The sequence below is a fragment of the Marinomonas sargassi genome, from assembly GCF_025716875.1.
GTDB lineage: Bacteria > Pseudomonadota > Gammaproteobacteria > Pseudomonadales > Marinomonadaceae > Marinomonas > Marinomonas sargassi.
Window position 1 is genome coordinate 186,565 of record NZ_JAOVZB010000003.1, and the last position, 18,415, is coordinate 204,979.

19 protein-coding genes are annotated in these 18,415 nt (G+C 39.0%); 14 read left to right on the top strand and 5 right to left on the bottom strand.

Going from position 1 to position 18,415, the window contains the following annotated elements; translation table 11 throughout:
- Positions 1 to 41 precede the first annotated feature (41 nt).
- Genes hemH through OFY17_RS07760 form a run of 3 tightly spaced genes read left to right on the top strand, consistent with a single transcriptional unit; the run spans position 42 to position 2,257 of the window.
- Positions 42 to 1,043 (top strand): ferrochelatase, encoded by a 1,002-nt coding sequence (gene hemH / locus OFY17_RS07750; RefSeq protein WP_263530158.1) that lies wholly within the window; start codon positions 42 to 44, stop codon positions 1,041 to 1,043.
- Positions 1,036 to 1,746 carry an HAD family hydrolase gene (locus tag OFY17_RS07755; RefSeq protein WP_263530159.1) on the top strand — a complete coding sequence of 237 codons (711 nt, stop codon included), beginning with the start codon at positions 1,036 to 1,038 and terminating at the stop codon, positions 1,744 to 1,746. The genes hemH and OFY17_RS07755 overlap by 8 nt, the downstream gene beginning before the upstream one ends.
- Positions 1,747 to 1,750: 4 nt before the next feature.
- Entirely contained in the window at positions 1,751 to 2,257 is a 507-nt protein-coding gene (locus tag OFY17_RS07760; RefSeq protein ID WP_263530160.1) for a DNA topoisomerase family protein, read from the top strand.
- Here the strand turns inward: OFY17_RS07760 and OFY17_RS07765 are convergent.
- Positions 2,254 to 3,135 carry a TIGR01777 family oxidoreductase gene (locus OFY17_RS07765; protein WP_263530161.1) on the bottom strand — a complete coding sequence of 294 codons (882 nt, stop codon included), beginning with the start codon at positions 3,133 to 3,135 and terminating at the stop codon, positions 2,254 to 2,256. The two genes, OFY17_RS07760 and OFY17_RS07765, sit on opposite strands and share 4 nt — an antisense overlap.
- A gap of 196 nt (positions 3,136 to 3,331) precedes the next feature.
- Here OFY17_RS07765 and OFY17_RS07770 point away from each other — a divergent pair, with 196 nt between their 5' ends.
- The 7 genes from OFY17_RS07770 to OFY17_RS07800 are packed head-to-tail and all read left to right on the top strand — an operon-like array spanning position 3,332 to position 10,995.
- The gene (locus tag OFY17_RS07770) at positions 3,332 to 3,709 is read left to right on the top strand and encodes a sirohydrochlorin chelatase (protein WP_263530162.1); all 378 of its coding nucleotides are present in this window, start codon (positions 3,332 to 3,334) and stop codon (positions 3,707 to 3,709) included.
- Between the two features lie 38 nt (positions 3,710 to 3,747).
- Positions 3,748 to 5,145, top strand: a complete 1,398-nt coding sequence (locus tag OFY17_RS07775) for a Wadjet anti-phage system protein JetA family protein (protein WP_263530163.1) — start codon at positions 3,748 to 3,750, stop codon at positions 5,143 to 5,145.
- Positions 5,138 to 5,776, top strand: a complete 639-nt coding sequence (locus OFY17_RS07780; protein ID WP_263530164.1) for a DUF4194 domain-containing protein — start codon at positions 5,138 to 5,140, stop codon at positions 5,774 to 5,776. Before OFY17_RS07775 ends, OFY17_RS07780 begins: the two co-directional genes overlap by 8 nt.
- Before the next feature lie 9 nt (positions 5,777 to 5,785).
- Positions 5,786 to 9,202: an SbcC/MukB-like Walker B domain-containing protein gene (locus OFY17_RS07785; protein ID WP_263530165.1), complete on the top strand. Its 3,417-nt coding sequence runs from the start codon at positions 5,786 to 5,788 to the stop codon at positions 9,200 to 9,202.
- Between the two features lie 13 nt (positions 9,203 to 9,215).
- Positions 9,216 to 9,515 (top strand): BolA family protein, encoded by a 300-nt coding sequence (locus OFY17_RS07790; protein ID WP_407659404.1) that lies wholly within the window; start codon positions 9,216 to 9,218, stop codon positions 9,513 to 9,515.
- 8 nt (positions 9,516 to 9,523) lie between these two features.
- Positions 9,524 to 9,826 (top strand): STAS domain-containing protein, encoded by a 303-nt coding sequence (locus OFY17_RS07795; protein ID WP_263530167.1) that lies wholly within the window; start codon positions 9,524 to 9,526, stop codon positions 9,824 to 9,826.
- Positions 9,827 to 9,840: 14 nt separating this feature from the next.
- Positions 9,841 to 10,995 (top strand): fused response regulator/phosphatase, encoded by a 1,155-nt coding sequence (locus OFY17_RS07800; protein ID WP_263530168.1) that lies wholly within the window; start codon positions 9,841 to 9,843, stop codon positions 10,993 to 10,995.
- Between the two features lie 27 nt (positions 10,996 to 11,022).
- Here OFY17_RS07800 and OFY17_RS07805 read toward each other — a convergent pair whose 3' ends face one another.
- On the bottom strand, positions 11,023 to 11,661 hold the full coding sequence (locus tag OFY17_RS07805; protein WP_263530169.1) for a YecA family protein: 639 nt from the start codon (positions 11,659 to 11,661) through the stop codon (positions 11,023 to 11,025).
- Between the two features lie 102 nt (positions 11,662 to 11,763).
- On the opposite strand from OFY17_RS07805, the gene OFY17_RS07810 reads away from it, so the two are divergent.
- From OFY17_RS07810 to OFY17_RS07825, 4 genes are all read left to right on the top strand, one after another.
- The gene (locus OFY17_RS07810; RefSeq protein WP_263530170.1) at positions 11,764 to 13,509 is read left to right on the top strand and encodes a RecQ family ATP-dependent DNA helicase; all 1,746 of its coding nucleotides are present in this window, start codon (positions 11,764 to 11,766) and stop codon (positions 13,507 to 13,509) included.
- Positions 13,509 to 14,033: a SprT family zinc-dependent metalloprotease gene (locus tag OFY17_RS07815; RefSeq protein ID WP_263530171.1), complete on the top strand. Its 525-nt coding sequence runs from the start codon at positions 13,509 to 13,511 to the stop codon at positions 14,031 to 14,033. The genes OFY17_RS07810 and OFY17_RS07815 overlap by 1 nt, the downstream gene beginning before the upstream one ends.
- 106 nt (positions 14,034 to 14,139) lie before the next feature.
- Entirely contained in the window at positions 14,140 to 14,976 is an 837-nt protein-coding gene (gene ttcA, locus OFY17_RS07820) for a tRNA 2-thiocytidine(32) synthetase TtcA (protein ID WP_263530172.1), read from the top strand.
- Positions 14,977 to 14,986: 10 nt separating this feature from the next.
- Positions 14,987 to 15,559: a YfaZ family protein gene (locus OFY17_RS07825; RefSeq protein ID WP_263530173.1), complete on the top strand. Its 573-nt coding sequence runs from the start codon at positions 14,987 to 14,989 to the stop codon at positions 15,557 to 15,559.
- 75 nt (positions 15,560 to 15,634) lie between these two features.
- On the opposite strand, the gene OFY17_RS07830 is transcribed toward OFY17_RS07825, so the two are convergent.
- Genes OFY17_RS07830 through hemN form a run of 3 tightly spaced genes read right to left on the bottom strand, consistent with a single transcriptional unit; the run spans position 15,635 to position 18,352 of the window.
- Positions 15,635 to 16,177, bottom strand: coding sequence for an adenine phosphoribosyltransferase (locus OFY17_RS07830; protein WP_263530174.1), 543 nt, complete (start codon positions 16,175 to 16,177; stop codon positions 15,635 to 15,637).
- A gap of 22 nt (positions 16,178 to 16,199) precedes the next feature.
- A complete protein-coding gene (gene fnr / locus OFY17_RS07835; protein ID WP_318013662.1) occupies positions 16,200 to 16,961 on the bottom strand; it encodes a fumarate/nitrate reduction transcriptional regulator Fnr in 762 nt (253 codons plus the stop codon).
- Positions 16,962 to 16,981: 20 nt separating this feature from the next.
- Positions 16,982 to 18,352, bottom strand: coding sequence for an oxygen-independent coproporphyrinogen III oxidase (gene hemN / locus OFY17_RS07840; protein ID WP_263530175.1), 1,371 nt, complete (start codon positions 18,350 to 18,352; stop codon positions 16,982 to 16,984).
- Positions 18,353 to 18,415 lie beyond the last annotated feature (63 nt).

The following is an 18,415-nucleotide window of genomic DNA, read 5'->3' on the forward strand; positions in this document are numbered from 1 at the left end:
CTGATTTAAAAAGCCATTTGAATAGGGCTATAAGGTTTAAAATGAAAGAAAATGTGAAGTATGGTGTTTTATTAATGAATTTAGGGACACCAGACGCTCCCGAAAAGAAAGCTGTTCGCCGCTTCCTTAAAGAGTTTTTGTCAGACTCTCGAGTAGTGGATCTAAACCCTCTAATTTGGCGCCCTATATTAAACCTTATTATATTAAACCTGCGTCCAAGCAAGGTAGCAAAAGTCTACCAACAGGTATGGATGGATGAAGGCTCACCCTTATTGGTGCTCAGTAACCGATTAAAAAAAGCACTTTCTGATTCTTTAGCTAGCTCTGACGAACAAGCGATTCCTGTTGAGCTAGCAATGACATACGGTAATCCAAGTGTAGAAAGTGCGGCAAATCAGCTGAGAAAGCAGAGGGTAGATAAGATTCTTGTGATACCTATGTACCCTCAATTTTCTGCTACTACCACTGCGGCAGCTTACGATCGTTTAATGAAATCGTTGAAAAAGTGCCCCCATTGGCCATCCCTTAACCTTACTCAAGATTACGCAGACCATCCTTTATACATAAAAGCGTTAGCAAACTCGATTAGAGCCCAATGGGAAAAACAAGCAGAGCAAAGGCATTTAGTGTTTTCTTATCACGGCATACCCAAACGCTATGTTAGCCAAGGGGACCCTTATGCTAGTCGATGTGAATTAACCAGTCAGTTGGTCGCCAAGGAGTTAGGTCTTAAAGACTCGGATTGGACGCATGTTTATCAATCACGATTTGGGCGAGAAGAGTGGTTGAAGCCCTATGCCGATGCGACGTTAAAGAGTATGCCAAGCAAAGGTATAGAAAGAGTTAATGTCATTAGCCCGGCTTTTAGTATGGATTGCATTGAAACTTTAGAAGAAATTCAAATCGAGCTTAAGGAAGAGTTTGAATCTAGTGGCGGAGAAGCGTTTGATTATGTCCCCGCATTAAACGACTCAGATGATCATGTCGCTTTATATACAAGCCTAGTTATAGAAAACACTCAACAGTGGAAAGCTAATGATTAATAAAACGGTATCTACTATTGCTTTTGATGCAGACGACACATTATGGCGTAACGAGGATATTTTTATCCATGCTCAGGATGAATTTATTAAATTGCTTTTAGCCTACCATGATGAGAATTTTATTCGCTCCCATTTGAATGGAGTACAAGTTAAGAATTTAAAACATTTTGGCTATGGAGTGAAAGGCTTCACACTGTCTATGATAGAAACGGCCATAGAATTAACAGAAGGGCGTATTGTTGGCAGTGAAGTACACCAAATAATAGAGCTCGCAAGACGTATGCTGGCAACTCCAATCGAGCTGTTAGACAATGTTAAAACAACATTAAAAATGCTTAAAAAAGATTACCGTTTAATTGTCATTACCAAGGGTGATTTATTAGACCAAGAGAGTAAATTTACTCGTTCTGGCTTAGTTGGTCTTTTTGATGCATTTGAAGTCGTTAGTGATAAAACAACAGAGTCATACAACCAAGTTTTAACAAGAAATGGCATAGATAAAAGCTCATTCTTAATGGTCGGAAATTCTTTAAAATCAGACATATTGCCAGTTTTAGATTTGGGGGCGCAAGCGATACATATCCCTTACCATAGTACATGGGAACATGAAGAGGTTGAAAACAAGGTATTAGAAAATTACCCACAACTACAAACCTTATCTGATATACAAGAGCTGCCTTCTTGGTTAACAAAGAGTAAATAAAAGAGTGGCTGAAAAACCTAAAACACCATCGCGAACAAGTAACTGGGAGCAAGAGTTTCTAGAGCAAGATGATGCTCACATAAAAGCGGCAAAAATCCGTTATCGATGCCCAAAATGTGAAAGTTTGTTGGTTTTAAAGCAGGGCAGTAAAGGTGAGTTTTGGGGGTGTGAAGCCTACCCAGGTTGTGATTACACAGCTAATGACGAGGGGGGCAAGCCTGTTCGAGCAAAACGCTACCTTTGCCCAACCTGCCAATCACCTATGAAGCGTAAGACTTATCAAGATAATGCCTTCTGGGGGTGTTCTAGCTACCCTGAATGTAAAACCACAGTTGAAGATGACAATGGCGTGCCTTCTAGTACTAAGAAGTACCCATGCCGATCCTGTGGCCACTATTTGATTCGTAAAAAAAGTAAAAATGGTTATTTTTGGGGCTGTGTACGTTACCCTGACTGCACTAATACATTAAACGATAATAATGGCTTACCCGTTCTTCGCAAAAAGCGCTAAGCACTTTTCTCTATATCTATCAGTGCACTTTCTAGTGTTGTAAAGGTAAAATCGAACCCGGCCCCTTCTAATTTCTTTGATGATACCTTAGGGCCTTCTGTAAGTAGTTGCGCCATTTCCCCAAACAGTAACTTCAATAGAAATCTCGGTGTTTTCAAGGCGGCTGGTCGGCCTAGTACTTTTGCATAAGTCGTGGCGAAGTCTTTTTGCGTTATATATTGAGGAGCTACAAGGTTATAAGTACCTGTTAAGCTGTCTGTCTTAATACTATCCAATATGGCTCGGATGACATCTTCAATATGAATCCATGAGAACCATTGATCTCCTTCAGCTATTTGGCCTCCTAATCCCATTAGAAAGGGTAGGCGCATTTTCTGCAAAGCGCCGCCATCTCCTAACACCACTCCTAAGCGAAATATCACCACATTTGTTTGATTATCTTTAAAGCGCTCAGCCGCTTTTTCCCAGTTATGGCAGAGCTGAAAACAAAAACCTCGGGTTGATGGTGTCTGTTCATCAAATTCACCTTCTTTTGTTAAGCCATAAAAGCCAATTGCTGACATAGAGATAACTTTTTTAGGCGCGACTTTCAGTGCCTCTCTTATCTGGTCGGTTAAACTAACACGACTTTCATACAAAACTTGTTTGCGCTTTTTGCTCCAAGGCTTGCTCGCTATATTTTCACCCGCTAAATTGATAAAAACATCAAGTTCAACATTAAGTTCACTCAATGAGGTGATATCAAGCTGAATTATTCTCTTATCCAATAGGGTAGAGTGCTCCCTTACTAGTGCGTATATTTCATACTCGTCTGACTGCATATGAGCCAATAAATTACGCCCAATAAAGCCAGTTGCTCCAGAAATCAGAATTTTCATCTTTATAACCTCAAAGTAATCGGGATCTTATTGTTATACGTAATAAAAAGAGAACAAGATCAATTACTTCCTAATCCACCCTTTTTCTCTTCACTTTTCTTGTTTTGGCCTTGGATTTGGAAGGTTTTTTGTTCGAGATCTTCTTTTTCTTCAAGAGGATGGCTAAAATGAGGAAACCAGAATTTAAGGCATTACAATGTTAAGTAAAAATTACGACCACATTATCCTTCTTGCACACGGAAGTCCTGACCCTCTCTGGAAACAGCCTTTTGAATCCATATACAATGAAGTAACTGAAATATATGGAGCAGAAAAATCTAGTTTAGCTTATATGGAGCTTACTACACCGACTCTTGAAGATGCTGTCGCAGCATTGGATAAGGATGTTCGAAGTGTCGCTGTATTACCTTTGTTCTTAGCGGTGGGAAGACATTTAAGAAAAGATGTCCCTGCGCAAATAGAAGCATTACAGACAGATGATTTAAGCATAGAATTACTTCCGCCAATTGGCGATGATTTAGTGGTAAAAAACGCCATGCGTACAGCAATTGCACAACATCTAGGCTCAGCTTAAGATGGTCGTATTAATTTTGAGTTTATGGAGTCGAATGGATGCTGTTTAGACATCTTCCTGATGAAATATTTCAGGCGCTAAGTGGTTCAAATAGAGCACTCATTGAAGCGGTTTTAACCGACTTAGCTGAAGTCTTTTACGATCATGCAGAAGATCCAATTAAAGATAAATCCACTATTATTGAGTCTATCGAAGATACTCTCCATAAAGTGGATACCTTTTCATGGCACGAAGATCATAAAGAGTCATTTGATTCCCCTAAAACGATCCACGACTATGCATTGCGCATTTATCACCGCTTAGTTAACACAGGTTGGCTGGTTGAGGAACAAGAGTTATATCGTGTGAGTGTTCTGATGACACCACAGATATCTATGTTACTGAGATCATTGGTGGAAATTAGCCGTCATGGTAAGCGTAATTACGGTGCAACTGTACTTAGTATTCTAAGTAATTTAGAAGCAGTGGCTAAACACCCAACAGAACGTGGGGTTACTTTACGACAATCTGCGGAAGCATCACGAGACTTCTCTGCGCATCTCAACCAAATTCTTCTAGGTATTCGAAGCCTACAGCGGGAGCTATTCGCCAGCCGCGATCCTAAAGTCATTGTTGCTGGCTTCTTTGATTTGTTTGTAGAAGGGATTTTGATCGCTGATTACAAAACCATCAAAACGAGCAATAACCCATTCCGCTTTCGTCGCCAGATATTAGAGCTTACACAAGAGTTTCTAAGTGATACTGATACTCTAAATAAAGTGGCTCAATGTTATGTGGATCAGCAGTTAATTTCGCTTGAAGAAGCGCAAGTTATGGTTGAGAAAGACTGTCGAGATATTATTCAGACATTCAGTAATATTGAGCAAAGATTAGAACGAATTGATGAATACCGTTACCGATTAGAAAAACGTGCAGCCGATACTGCCCGTTACATGGACAACTCCCGCCCAGGTTTAGCCAATAAAGTTGCAGGTATCATTTCCGATGTGGCTAAGTTCGAACACTTGCCCGTTTTAAAGAACGTCTTTGGTAGTCGTTTTGTCGGAGCCTCCTCAGCGGCACAGCCTATGAAGCGCAGGGAGCCACCACCACCTAGAGTCATGACCCCCTCTGAAGTGTCAGCAGATGCAATCAAGTTACGTGATTTACAACGCCGTTTCCATGAAGCAAGGCAAGTTACCGTTCCTAAAATGCAGACCTATTTAGAAAGGCAAATGCAAGCAGACAAGAGTAAGCATATTTTAGATTTTACTATTGAATCTGTAGAAGACTTTGTTTGCTTTGATCATTTGCGTTATATCGGTTCACTTGGCGTAAGTGCCAAAAAATTAGAAGACTCTTTTGAAATACATTTCACAAACCAATATCTAGATGTACATGAGTTTGTTGAATGTCGTGAATTTAATGTAGTACGTAGGAGCAAGGCCAGTGCTTAAAGAATTAAAAAAAGTGGTTGAGGAATCAGGCAAAGATGCCCAGGAATTCCAACAGACTGCAAACTTTGTTGTTGCCAATCAATTTGTCAGCGCTTTTAAGCATGGTCAACGAAAACACTATTTACTCGTTGAATCCTATCAAGATTACTTTGACAACTTATTTGATGCCCTTGGTTTAAAGCTTTATGTCAATGAAAATGAGCGATTAGCTGGTGTTTTGCCTGTGCAGAGAGAAGCCTTTGTACGACTTAAAACAGAAGATACCTTGTTCCTTCTAGTACTACGTCAAATATACGAAGAAAAAATTGAAAACTTTGAGGTCGATAATGGTTTTGTGGCGACAAATACCCACACAATTTTAGATAGATACGTGCAGCTGGTAAAACGTGAAATCCCTTCTGAGACACGCTTCAAAGACATTTTGGCGTTATTTAGTCGCCATGGCGTCATTATTCGCGGTAAAGCTTACGAAGAAGACAGCAAAAACTTGATGATCAATATCACTCCTGTAGTACGACTCATAGTAACCGAAGCCTACCTTCGTCAGTTAGAGTCTTTCAATGGAGCTGATCCAGAAGATGACGATATTGATGCAGAAATCGAAGACACGACAGAAACCGAACAGGATTAAGGCCAAAATATGAAAAAGCTAAATCGTATCGTATTAGTTAATTGGTACCTGCTTGGTGCAGAAGAAATTAGTATACGTGGTAACACCGCCATCATAGGCCCAACAGGTTCAGGTAAATCATCTTTACTGGATGCCATTCAAACCGTACTTACAGGTGCTAGTAAGCGTCACCTTAATTACAACGCCAGCGCCAATGACGGTAAAGCTAGTGGGCGTAGTATCCGCTCCTATATTCTAGGTATGATAGATTCAGGACAGGCCAACGCCAAAGTATTTGGTACACAGCCAAGGCAAGATGCAACCAGCTACCTAGCGCTGGTTTTTGAGGATAGCGTGTCTGGTACGGAGTCTACTGTTGGTTTGGCTTTAAGTGCTTCCCTTGCGTCGCCAGAAGAGCAGGTATTAGGTCGTTTCGTGTTGCCTAATTATGGTGCTAGGAAAACAGATTATATCGATCAAATGTCGGGAAAAAGCTATCAAGCTAAGCCTTGGGTAGAAGTTCGCGAGACAATGAAAAAAGCCTGTCTCGACCCCTACATTAAGTCCGGCAGTGCTTCTGCTACTCAGTATATTAATACTTATCTTAAAGAACTTAGCCCTAGTGAAGATCAGCTCATCACCTTGGATGGTTTTTTAAAGAACTTCAAGAATGCACTGAAGTTTGTGCCAATCGCATCTCCAACTCGCTTTGTACAAGATTTTGTATTGGCTGAAGCCCCTTTGCAAGTTGGGGCTTATCAAAAATCCTTGAATGAGTATCGACACCTAGAAGCTAAAACACTTGAAGTATCTAAGCGTATTGATGACCTAAAAGTCATCCAAGTTGACTGTGATAAAAAACATCAACAAGAACAAAGTGCTATTAATTACCAATGGATCGCGACAGAAGCTCGTTTTGATGAGTTAGGCAGTAAGCAAGACGAAATTCAAGATCAATATGAACTACAAAAAGAGCGTGAAGAAGAGATCGAGGAAGAGCTAACGACACAAGCTAGCTTATTAAAGCAACTTCAAGCTCAATTACTACGACTTGAGCAGCAGTACGAACATTCTGATGTTGGTTTAAAGATTCAACAGTTAGAGCAGAATAAAAAGCTTTTGACCTTGCAAGGTCAGCAAGACCAAAAAGCGGTCTTGCAAGCTCGTCAATTAATTCAAATGTTGTCCGCTTTATATTCCTTTGAAGAATTATTATCGAAAGACGTTGTTAATCAAGTTAAAGAATTATCTGAGTTTCATGGTTTAATCAGTGAAAGCGGGCAAGTACTAGGAAATTTGAAACCACTGACGCAAAAGCTTAGTGAGTTGAATGATCTTTTAGATAAAGAAAAATCGTTGCTTTTCTCTCAGCGCACAGAGTTGAACCGTAGCATCTTGAATCTAAAGGATGAATGTAAACAGCTAGAGTCTGATGTTTCTTCCTTAAAAGGTGGTGTTAGTCCTTTATCGCAAAATACCAAACGACTTATTAGTCTTTTAAAAGATGCCAACATTACTGCGACACCTCTTAGCCATCTCGCTGAAGTTACTGATCGTAAATGGCAAGACGCTATTGAAGGTTACTTAGGGGCTCAACGAGAAGCACTCATTGTCGAGCCTGAGGATGCAGAAGAAGCCATTCGTATTTTCAGAGCACACAGACGCCAGCTTATGGGTTGTCGGGTTATTGATACCACTCAGACTAGACTTTGGTTGAGTAGAGGGAACGATAATTCTGCATTGCGTTATATACGTTGTAATAATGATCATGCTCAAGCTTATTTGAATCGTCGACTAGGTGGTATTAAACCTGTAGATACAGAGCGTCAATTATTGCGTGAAGACAGCGCAATGACTGCGGATGGCATGCTTAAACTTTCTGGAACAATTTCTACGATTCGTTTTACCTCTCATATGATGGTTGGTATCAACACTGATGGCATGAGAGAGTCCAGAGAAAAACAATTAGCTCAGCTTTCCGGTGAGCTAATGAGTTTCTTAAAATCTGATCAAAAGCTTGAGCAAGCCGATTCTTTACTCGGTCGTATCATGGCGAACAATCAGCTTGATACAGATTCATTAAACAATGCAGGTCATACATTAACGCGTTTAACTCAAGAACTTTCTTCTGTCGAAGAAGAAATGGCAGCGCTTCAGAAACATGACGATACAGACCTACAAGAACGCATCGAAGAGTTAAAAGCACGTATTAGTAATGTTGAGCTAGAACAGAAAAAAGGCGATCGTGAACGTCAGCAAATTGCAGAGCAGTTCGGTGCACTTAATACGCAGAAAACTCAGCTTAGCAATGCTCTTTCGGCACTGGATGAGGAGCGTACCAAGTTAACATCCAACCCGAAATACGATGCAGAATTTGCCAGTGAGCGATATGCACTACTAGAAAGTAGCATGGTTAACGGTGCAGCAATCTACAAAGAAGCCATAAGCCGATCAGAGAAGGCCAGTGAAAAGGCACGTAGCTTTGATCAGAAAGTACGTAAAGAAGTCGCCGACCATTATGCAAAATATCACCATGACAATTTAGACAATGATGTTCAATTAGACTACCTCGAGTCTAAGTTTGAAGAGTTTGAGCGATATGTTGCTTATCAGATAGAAGTGCTAGGTGAAACAGAGCTTGCTAAGTATGCTAAGCGAGCGGAATTGGCACGTAGGGAGGCAGAAGAGACCTTTAGATCTGATTATGTTTCAAAACTTAAAGACTCTTTAGATCAAGTGGCTCACATTATTCGAGAGCTTAACTCTAGTCTTAAGCGTCGACCGTTTAACCAAGAAATTTATCAGTTCCGTTATTACCCTAATGGCGATATGAAAGATATTCTGGATCTTGTTGAGCGATTCAGTGCGCAGGATCAAGCAAACGTTGGAGGGCTATTTGATCCTCATTTAAATGACTCTCCAGAACATGCTCGAGCGATAACAGCCATTCAAGAACTTATTTCTGATGAAGAGAAGCAACAGGATCTTGCAGACTACCGTAAGTTTTATAACTTTGAAGTCGATATTTTGGATGCAGCTGGTAACAAGAAAACAACCTTAAGCCAACGAATCCAAACAGGTTCTGGTGGTGAACATCAGATACCATTTTATTTGGCAATTGCAGCTGCATTATCAACAACCTATCGCTTACATGAAACTGCAGAAGGCGAAGTTGTTGGTGGTTTCTCCCTCGCCATGTTTGACGAAGCCTTTAATAAGATCGATATGGTGAAAACATCCACTTGTATGGGTTTTATGAAAGACATTGGTCTGCAAGTTATAGCTGCAGCTCCTGATGATAAACGCGCTGTTATGGCGGCAAATATGGATACTATTATCAGTGTCTGGCGTGAGGGGGGAGCGGTGTCAATTGATGTCGCTTATCCAAAATCAAAAGGAAAAAACCTGCTTAATGGTCAACTAGAAGACCGTAAGCTTGAGGTATAACAGTCCTGTGAAAATACAAACTGAAATTGAATCAATCATTAATCAAGAATTTGATGTGCAATATATTAGCTTGGAAAATGAGAGCTATATGCACAATGTACCAAAAGATAGTGAATCTCATTTCAAATTGATTTTGGTATGTGATATTTTTAATGGCAAAAGGCCAGTTCAAAGGCATCAGCTTGTTTATCGTACCTTAAGTGAAATTATGCCCAAAATACATGCGCTTGCTTTGCATTTGTATACCACAAAAGAGTGGGATGAACGTAACTCATCAGCTCCATCTTCACCTAAATGTCATGGAGGCGAATAATAGCCGTAATGAGTATTTCTATAGCAACTGATGACAAAAAAGATTATGTCACTATAACTATCATTGGCAATTTCGACTTTTCATTATTTAATGATTTTCGAAATGCCTATACGGATTTAGAGAAAAGCTACAGCCTCTATATTGTCGATATTTCTAACGTGGAATATTTAGACAGTGCAGCATTAGGTATGCTTTTAAGCATGAAGAACACAGTATCAGGAAATGCAACCATTCAATTGAAAGGTGCAAATGATTTCATTAAAAATATTCTAATGATTTCACGTTTTGATAAGCGCTTTGATATTAAGTAGTAAGGATACATTTAATGAAATTGTTGTGTGTAGACAGTGAGCCTGCGTATCGCGAAATAATCTCCCTTTGCGCTCAAGAAGAAAATCTTGAGGTACATACAGCATCAACATATAAAGAAGCAATGGAAGCTTTTTTAGAGCATGAGCCAGATATCGTTACATTGGATGTACTGATAAAGGGCGGCAATGCATTTAATTTAGTTAAAGAATTCAAAGCTATCGCCGGAGAACGTTTAGTTCCTATTGTTTTTGTAACTTCCAACTCATCTGATTTAATGATGGATCAGTGCTTTGTTATTGGTGCAGATGACTTTATTCCTAAGCCTTTCAATGAGCAGCTATTTAATATTAGGCTCAAAGCTCACATGCGTAATGTTCAACTTATGCAAGAAATGTATGGAAAAAATAAAACCTTAACCTATTTTCAGACAATGATAGAGCGTGAGCATGAGATGGCTCATCAAGTGCTTAACCATATTCAAAATCGAAATGAAATTAACACCAGAAACCTAGCGGTTACACGTTTATCTGCAGCAAGTTTCAACGGTGATTTAGCTCTGGTTAAAACCAGAATTGATAACTCTACACTTATCTTCGTTGGTGATTTTACGGGACATGGTTTGTCTGCTTCTATTGGTGCATTACCTATAATGCAGGCTTTTTTTGATGCTGTTGATGAACTTACAGAAGTGAGTGATCTGGTGACTCAAATCAATCGAATGCTATTAAGTATATTGCCAGACTATATGTTCTGCGCAGGCTATTTGATGCTGATTTCAGAGCAAGGTGAAATTTCTTACTGGGGTGGTGGAATGCCCGACGCACTTATTCTTCGTGATTCAGGAAGCCTTGATGCTATTAGCTCAAATCATATGCCTTTAGGTATTCTACCCATTCATGAATTCGAATCTGATTTTCATACCAGTCAACTCCATGATGGAGATACACTGCTTATTGCTTCAGATGGGGTATTAGAACTTAAGAATAATAAAAACGAAATGCTAGGGAAGGAGCTTTTAAAAGCTTATATTTCTCAGGCTTATAGCAATAATGAAGAAGACTTAAGAGTATCTCAATTCAATATGGAGAAAAAATTATCACGCTATCTCGGGGAATGTGAGCAATTGGATGACATAACCCTTGTAGCCTATAAGAAGGCCCGCACCTAGTTCAAAGGGTGAAGGCTTTCTAATACTTTATCTTTTTTTCTTTTTGTTCTTATTCTGCTTATGTTTGTTATTATTCGCTTTTGGAAAAGGGCGCTTTTCGGGCTCTGTTCTTAGCACTAAAAACATATCAGTCACTACTTCGGGTATTTGCGCTATACAGGATTGCGTCAACTTCTCACTTGATCTTATTTGAACAACTTCTTCATCATCAAAGAGATCAGATGCTACCATCATAGGCAAAAGCAATTCTGCAATAGCTTCTTCTTTATCAGATTCAAACCAGTGAACCTCAGTCATGAAAACACCTTCCATGAACCCTGTTGCCCACTCTTGTAACTCACTGAGTTCATCTTCAGCACTGGCCATTTCAATATCACAAGGAAGAATAAAGCCATCTTCTGACTCAAGCTCCTTCTCAATATCGGCATACAAGCGAATCAAGTATTGATGTATTTGTTTTCCTTCTTTTGAGCTATTGAACTTAGGCTCTTCTTCAAAGACTACTGGTAGCCATTGCTCAGAAGCAATATTCGCAGGACAGATAGCGAGAGCAGTGAGAAAGCCATGAGCCATTACAAAATTTTGACATTCTTCATGGACTTGGTCTGATTCCAAAAAAGCTTCAAGTGTTTCTAATTCAAGATCATCAAGGGGTTGGTGTGCCATGAAGTCATATTTCCTATTATGGATTTTTAAAAGAAGTTGATTCTAACTAAAAGAGTATTAAAAATCGATGCAGAATATCTGCCGTTAAGAGATAATCTAAGAATGGATGACAAGTTAGCTGTACTTACTCAATTAGGCTTTACAGATTACCGCCCACTTCAAGAAGAAGCCATAGACGCTTTATGTGAGAATAGGGATGTCTTGCTAGCTGCACCGACTGGTGGAGGGAAGTCTTTAGTCTATCAATCGGCAGGATTAATTCGCAGAGGTGTTGCTGTTGTTATCAGCCCTTTATTGTCACTTATGTCACAACAAGTAAATGAGCTGAATAAAAAAGGCATTAATGCAAGGTTTCTAAACTCTACATTAAACCCTGGTGAACAGGACGACCTAGTATGGTCATTACGTCATTGCCATATAGATCTGCTTTATTTATCTCCAGAGAAATTAGTACAGGCCTCTGTGCTAGGAGTTTTACAAAGTGTTGAAATATCTTTGTTTGCAATTGATGAGGCCCATTGCATTACCCAATGGGGGGGGGATTTTAGGCCAGAATACAGCCAATTAGGAAAATTGAGAGAGCTATTTCCTGATACTCCCATTATCGCCTTGACCGGATCGGTCGATAAAAAAACGGCCGACCAAATTAAAAGTTCCTTAAGCTTAGATAATTGCCTTGTTTTGCGTAATAGCTTTGACCGTTCAAACATACATATTCGAATAGCGCAAAAAAGAAAAGCCAAGCAGCAGATACTCTATTTTATTAAAAATGAAGTGCCGGGGGAAACCGGCATTATCTACTGCCGTTCACGGAAAAAGGTCGATGAACTTACGGCCTGGTTTAATGACTTAGGTATTCCTAGTTTTGGCTACCACGCGGCAATGACTAATGATGAAAAACAAAAAAACCACACAGATTTTATAGGGACGTATGGTAGTCTAATGTTTGCAACGACCGCATATGGTATGGGTATAGATATTCCTCATATTAGGTTTGTGATTCACGTTGATCTTCCAAATAGTCCAGAAGCATTTCTTCAAGAAATTGGTAGAGCGGGAAGAGATGGAAGACCCGCTAAGTCTCTACTACTTTATGGTTTGCAGGACATGCTCCAAGCAAAAAAGCTAGCATCAAACTCAGGTGCTAGCTCCAATGAATCTCTACAAAAGCTATTTGAAATTTTAGAAACGAGAGGGTGCCGGCGAGTAAATATGCTAGCTTACTTCGATGAAACTGTTGAGGTATGCAACAACTGTGATCGCTGCAACTCAGTAACATCAGAGCAAAATGTAACAACAGCTTGCCAAAAGATACTTTCACTTATCTATCATACAAAGGGACTTCACCCTTTTTCAGTCTTAATCCAGACTTTAATCGGCAAAAGAAGTAAAGCCGTAACCTCTTTAAGGGCAGAGCTTTCTCCTTTATTTGGAAAGGGGAAAGAGTTAAATGAAGCGCAATGGAAAGCCATAGTTAGATACCTTCTTGCACTTGAGTACATCGAGCTTGGTGAAGGTCACGCATTTACTGTTCACCTAACAGAAAAGTCTAGGGTGTTATTACAGGGAAAGGAACAGGCGCTGATAGCAAGTGAATATTATTATCCAATCATTGATGATGGCCAGTTTTCAGAAGAAAACATAAAGCTTCATCAAATAACAGCGTGGCGAAATGAGAATAAGGTGGCACAAGTAAATGACAGTCAATTAAGGCTAATTTGTTTACATCAACCTAAAACAATCGCATCATTAAGTAGATTAACAGGGCTATCAAAAGAAGTGGTATCGACCTTTTCTACGGATATCCTAAATCTACTTCATGAGCCAAGCGAAAAGAGAAATACGTAATGTCCTCAGCACATACCCATGCTATTGACCCATTACGGGATTTAAAGCTTATAGAGGATCAGGTTGACCTTTGTGTCGCCCAAGCAAATGCTTTTTTTGAAACGAAATTCACACCGCCTTCCTGTAATTTTAGACAAAAGGGGCGGGCGGCTGGAACGGCTCATCTACAAAAAAATGAAGTACGCTTCAACCCTTTTATGTATCAACAAGACCCAGCCTCATTTATTGAAACTGTTGTTCCCCATGAAGTTGCTCACATTATCATTTTTCAAATTTATGGCAGTAAAGTAAAGCCTCACGGTAAAGAATGGCAAGCTATGATGATGAAGGTATATGGCTTAAAACCAGATAGAACTCATCAATTTGACACGCCATTACCAAAAGAGTCCTATGAATATCACTGTTCATGCGAATGCTATCAATTCTCTAAACAGCGCCATAATCGTGCCCAAAAAGGTGTTGAGTACATCTGTAAAATTTGCAAAACAACTTTGCAATATATTAAAACCAATAAAAATTCATAAACTAGCAGATACTTTACTTTTGACAGAGAGCTTTTGCTCTTATTTCAGATGCGGTTTTTAGCGTAATAGAGTATGATGTGTGCGTTTAATTTATAGCGTGTATTCAATGGACTTATCAAACCAACCTAAAGCCAAGCTTGAACTCAACAAGCTTCAAAAGCGTCTTCGTAGATTAACTGGCCAAGCAATTTCTGACTTCAACATGATTGAAGAAGGGGATAAAGTAATGGTTTGTTTATCGGGCGGGAAAGACTCTTACACTATGCTTGAAATTCTTAGAAATTTACAAGCAAGCGCTCCAATTGACTTTAGTATTGTGGCTGTTAACCTAGATCAAAAGCAACCAGGCTTTCCAGAACATATTTTACCAGCATATCTAGAGACACTTGGGGTAGACTTTCACATATTAGAGCGTGATACCTACAGTATTGTTAAAGAGATAGTGCCTGAAGGCAAAACTACATGTGGTTTATGTTCACGTTTAAGACGCGGCTCTTTGTATGGATTTGCAGAAGAAATCGGTGCCACTAAAATTGCACTTGGCCATCATAGAGATGATATTTTAGAAACACTCTTTTTGAATATGTTTTTCGGTGGAAAAATGAAATCTATGCCACCGAAATTGTTAAGCGACAATGGTAAGCATGTAGTAATTAGGCCTTTAGCCTATTGCAAAGAAAAAGATATTGAAGCGTTCGCCCAATTAAAAGAATACCCAATTATCCCATGTAATTTGTGTGGCTCCCAAGAGAACTTGCAAAGGCAAGTTATTAAAGACATGTTACAAAAATGGGATAAAGACTTTCCTGGCAGAACCGATACCATGTTTACAGCACTACAAAATGTTGTTCCGTCGCATTTAGCAGACACTGAATTATTCGACTTTAAAGGGTTAGCACAATCTGAAGGCGCCCTTAATCGCCTTAATGTTATTTCATTGTAGGACCATAGAAATGAATCAAAAATTTAAAACTTTATTATTAACAGCTGGAGTTCTAGGTGCATCATTTACATATGCTTCTAACGCCACAGTAAGCTTAACAAATGAAACAGCACAAGGTGATATCGATCTACAATTGGGTAATATTAACCTTAATGCAGGTATTACTCATGATGTAGATGTAAACGCTTCTACAACACACGTTGGAATAAATGTACAGGACTCAGAAAGTGGAGGTGGTGGTCCACTTGAAATTGGTGTAGGTATACGAGCTATTTTGATTGATGCTGATATCAATGATGATGAAGATGAATTATCTGCAGCATTAGGTGTAGGCGGTTGGTATAGATACACCATCCAACAAGCCAATCGCTTAAGCCTGTATGCTTCTTTGTACTACTCACCTGAAGTCCTGTCATTCAGTAACTTAGACCATACTTATACTTATGAAACACGACTTGAATATATGACAACTCAGAATGCACGCGCTTTCATTCGCTACGGCAATACTGTTGTTGTATATGATGATGGTGAACGAAATGAAATAAACAGAGGCTTCTCTGTTGGTGCCAATGTTGGTTTCTAAAAGCCAACAAATATTTAAAAAATAAAAAAGGTGGCTGTGCCACCTTTTTTATTACCCTAAATTCGAAGTAAAAAATTATTCGCCATCATAAGCGCATAAACTAAACACTGGGATACCTGTTTCGCGTAGCTTCTCACTGCCACCTAAATCTGGTAGATCGATGATTGCAGCCACTTCTTTTATACTAGCCCCTTGCTCTGTCAGCAATTTTATCGCAGCAAATAGAGTCCCGCCTGTTGCAATTAGGTCATCAAATAATAAAACTCTATCGCCACTTTGTACGGCTCCTTCTTGAATTTCAAGTTCTGCCTCACCATATTCCAAAGCATATTTTTGAGAAACCGTTTTTCCTGGTAATTTTCCTTTCTTTCGGATCAAAATAAGTGGCTTTTGTAACTCATATGCAAGCACAGCGGCGATTAAGAACCCACGGGCATCAATGCAAGCTATATGAGAAATATCCTCAGACATGTAACGATGGACGTAAGCATCCACTACCATGCGCATGCCTTTTGGATCTGTGAAAATAGGGGTGATATCGCGAAAGCTAATGCCTTCTTTAGGCCAATCTTCTATTGTTTGAATCAGAGATTTAACATAAAAATCATCATAGAGCATATATGTACGCCTTTGTATATTATTAGATACAGGCGATTTTATCACAAACGGCTGGAGCGCCTATGAGTTTTTGCATTTCATTAAAGTCTAATATTTCAATTTCCTTGCCATCAACATGAACCAATCCATTGCTCTGAAAGCGAGTGATCACCCGACTAACAGTCTCAACTGCCAACCCGAGATAATTACCTATCTCCCCTCGAGACATTGATAAGCGAAATGAACTTGCCGAATAACCACGTTTTTTAAACCTATTTGATAAATTTAATAAGAAGGACGCAATTTTCTCATCTGCATTTTTTTTGCCTAATAACACCATCATTTGCTGATCGTCCGATATTTTTCGGCTCATCAGTTTAAATAATTGATGTTTTAAAGAGGGAATTTGGCTCGATAACTCTTCTAAATGGGTGAATGGAATTTCACAAACCGTTGTCGTTTCTAAAGCTTTGGCAGAGATAGGGTAGGTATTTGTGTCAATTCCGCTTAACCCTAATAGTTCACTAGGGCAATAAAAGCCTGTAATTTGCTCTTCCCCTAGAGACGTTATGTTAAAGGTTTTAATCGTTCCTGAACGCACAGCAAATACAGAGTCAAACGCATCACCTTGACGGAACAAGAATTCACCTTTTTTAAGAGGTTTCTTCCTTTCTATGATTTGGTCTAGCCTTGTAATATCTTCATCAGCAAGAGCAATAGGAAGACAAAGGGCACTTAAACTGCAGTTTTGACATTGAGCGGTAAGTGTACTGCTAAACCGTGATGACATATGTGCGATAGACATGAATACTCCTAAAATCCTGCTTATATTACTTTTGAGTAAGATGTGTTTTGACCTAAATACTTATCAAACACCATACAAATACAACGTATTAGCAATCTACCTTTCCCCGTAACTTTATACGTGACTTTATTATTATTTTGCAAGATTTCTAACATACCATCGTCTAAGTACTCTCGAAGTTTGGCTACCTCATTTTGAAAGTACTCATGAAAGCAAATATCAAACTCTTTTTCTATTATATGACACTCTAGCTTGAATGAGGTTATAAGAGTCATTATAACTCTATGCCTTAACTTATCATCAAAATCACTGATATAGCCTTTATTGATTGCTAGCTGACCATTTTCAATACAGGTTTTATAGCGGTCTAAATTAGTATGATTTTGGATATAAATACCATTTAAATTACTGATAGATGAAACGCCAAATGCAATTAATTCAGTTCCCAAGTGTGTAGTATAACCCTGAAAATTACGCTGCAAGAGCTCTTCTTTTTGAGCAAGAGCAAGACTATCTGTAGGCTTAGCAAAGTGATCCATACCAATATATTCATAACCACTTTCAATGAGTAGTTGAATTGACATTTTGAGAATGGCTAATTTGCTGTCAGCAGGAGGCAAGCTTTCCGCTGGTATTCTTTTTTGCGCTGGAAATCGTTCAGGCAAATGAGCATAGTTGAAAAGGGATATACGATCCGGTGATAAAGAAAGCGCCTTTTTAAGCGACTCCCGAACCCCTTCGACTGTCTGATTAGGTAATCCATAAATTAAATCAAAATTAACTGATTTTATACCTAAGTTACGGACATCAGAAACAAGATCTTTAACTAATTCAAACGATTGAATACGATGAACTGCTTTTTGCACTTGAGAATTAAAATCTTGAACGCCAATACTGACGCGATTTATCCCCATTCGATGTAACAACTCTAACTTTGACTTAGATATTTCTCTAGGGTCTATTTCAATACTATAATCTTGAGACCCATCATTAATAAGGTTGAAGTATTCTTTTATATAGTCAAACAGCTTCGATAACTGTTCTTCTCTTAAAAAAGTGGGAGTTCCGCCACCAAAGTGTAGTTGAGTTACTTGGCGATTTGGATCAAGCATGAGGCTTCTTAACCTCATTTCCTCTCCCAATAATTCTACGTACTCATCGCCTTTATCATATTGCTTAGTGACTATTTTATTACAACCACAGTAGTAACAGAGGTGTGCACAAAACGGAATATGAAAATATAAACTTAAAGGAGAATCAGATGGAGCTAACATTTTATCGACAAGCGATATCTTACTAATACTCTCATTAAACTGGGGCGCCGTTGGGTAGGAGGTATATCTAGGCCCAGTTAAATTGTACTTACTGATAAGTGAAGCGTCCCAAATCATGGTATATTCCTACAAGAGTTACTAAGTAAGAGTATTACGCATCTATGTATTTATTATGCTGAC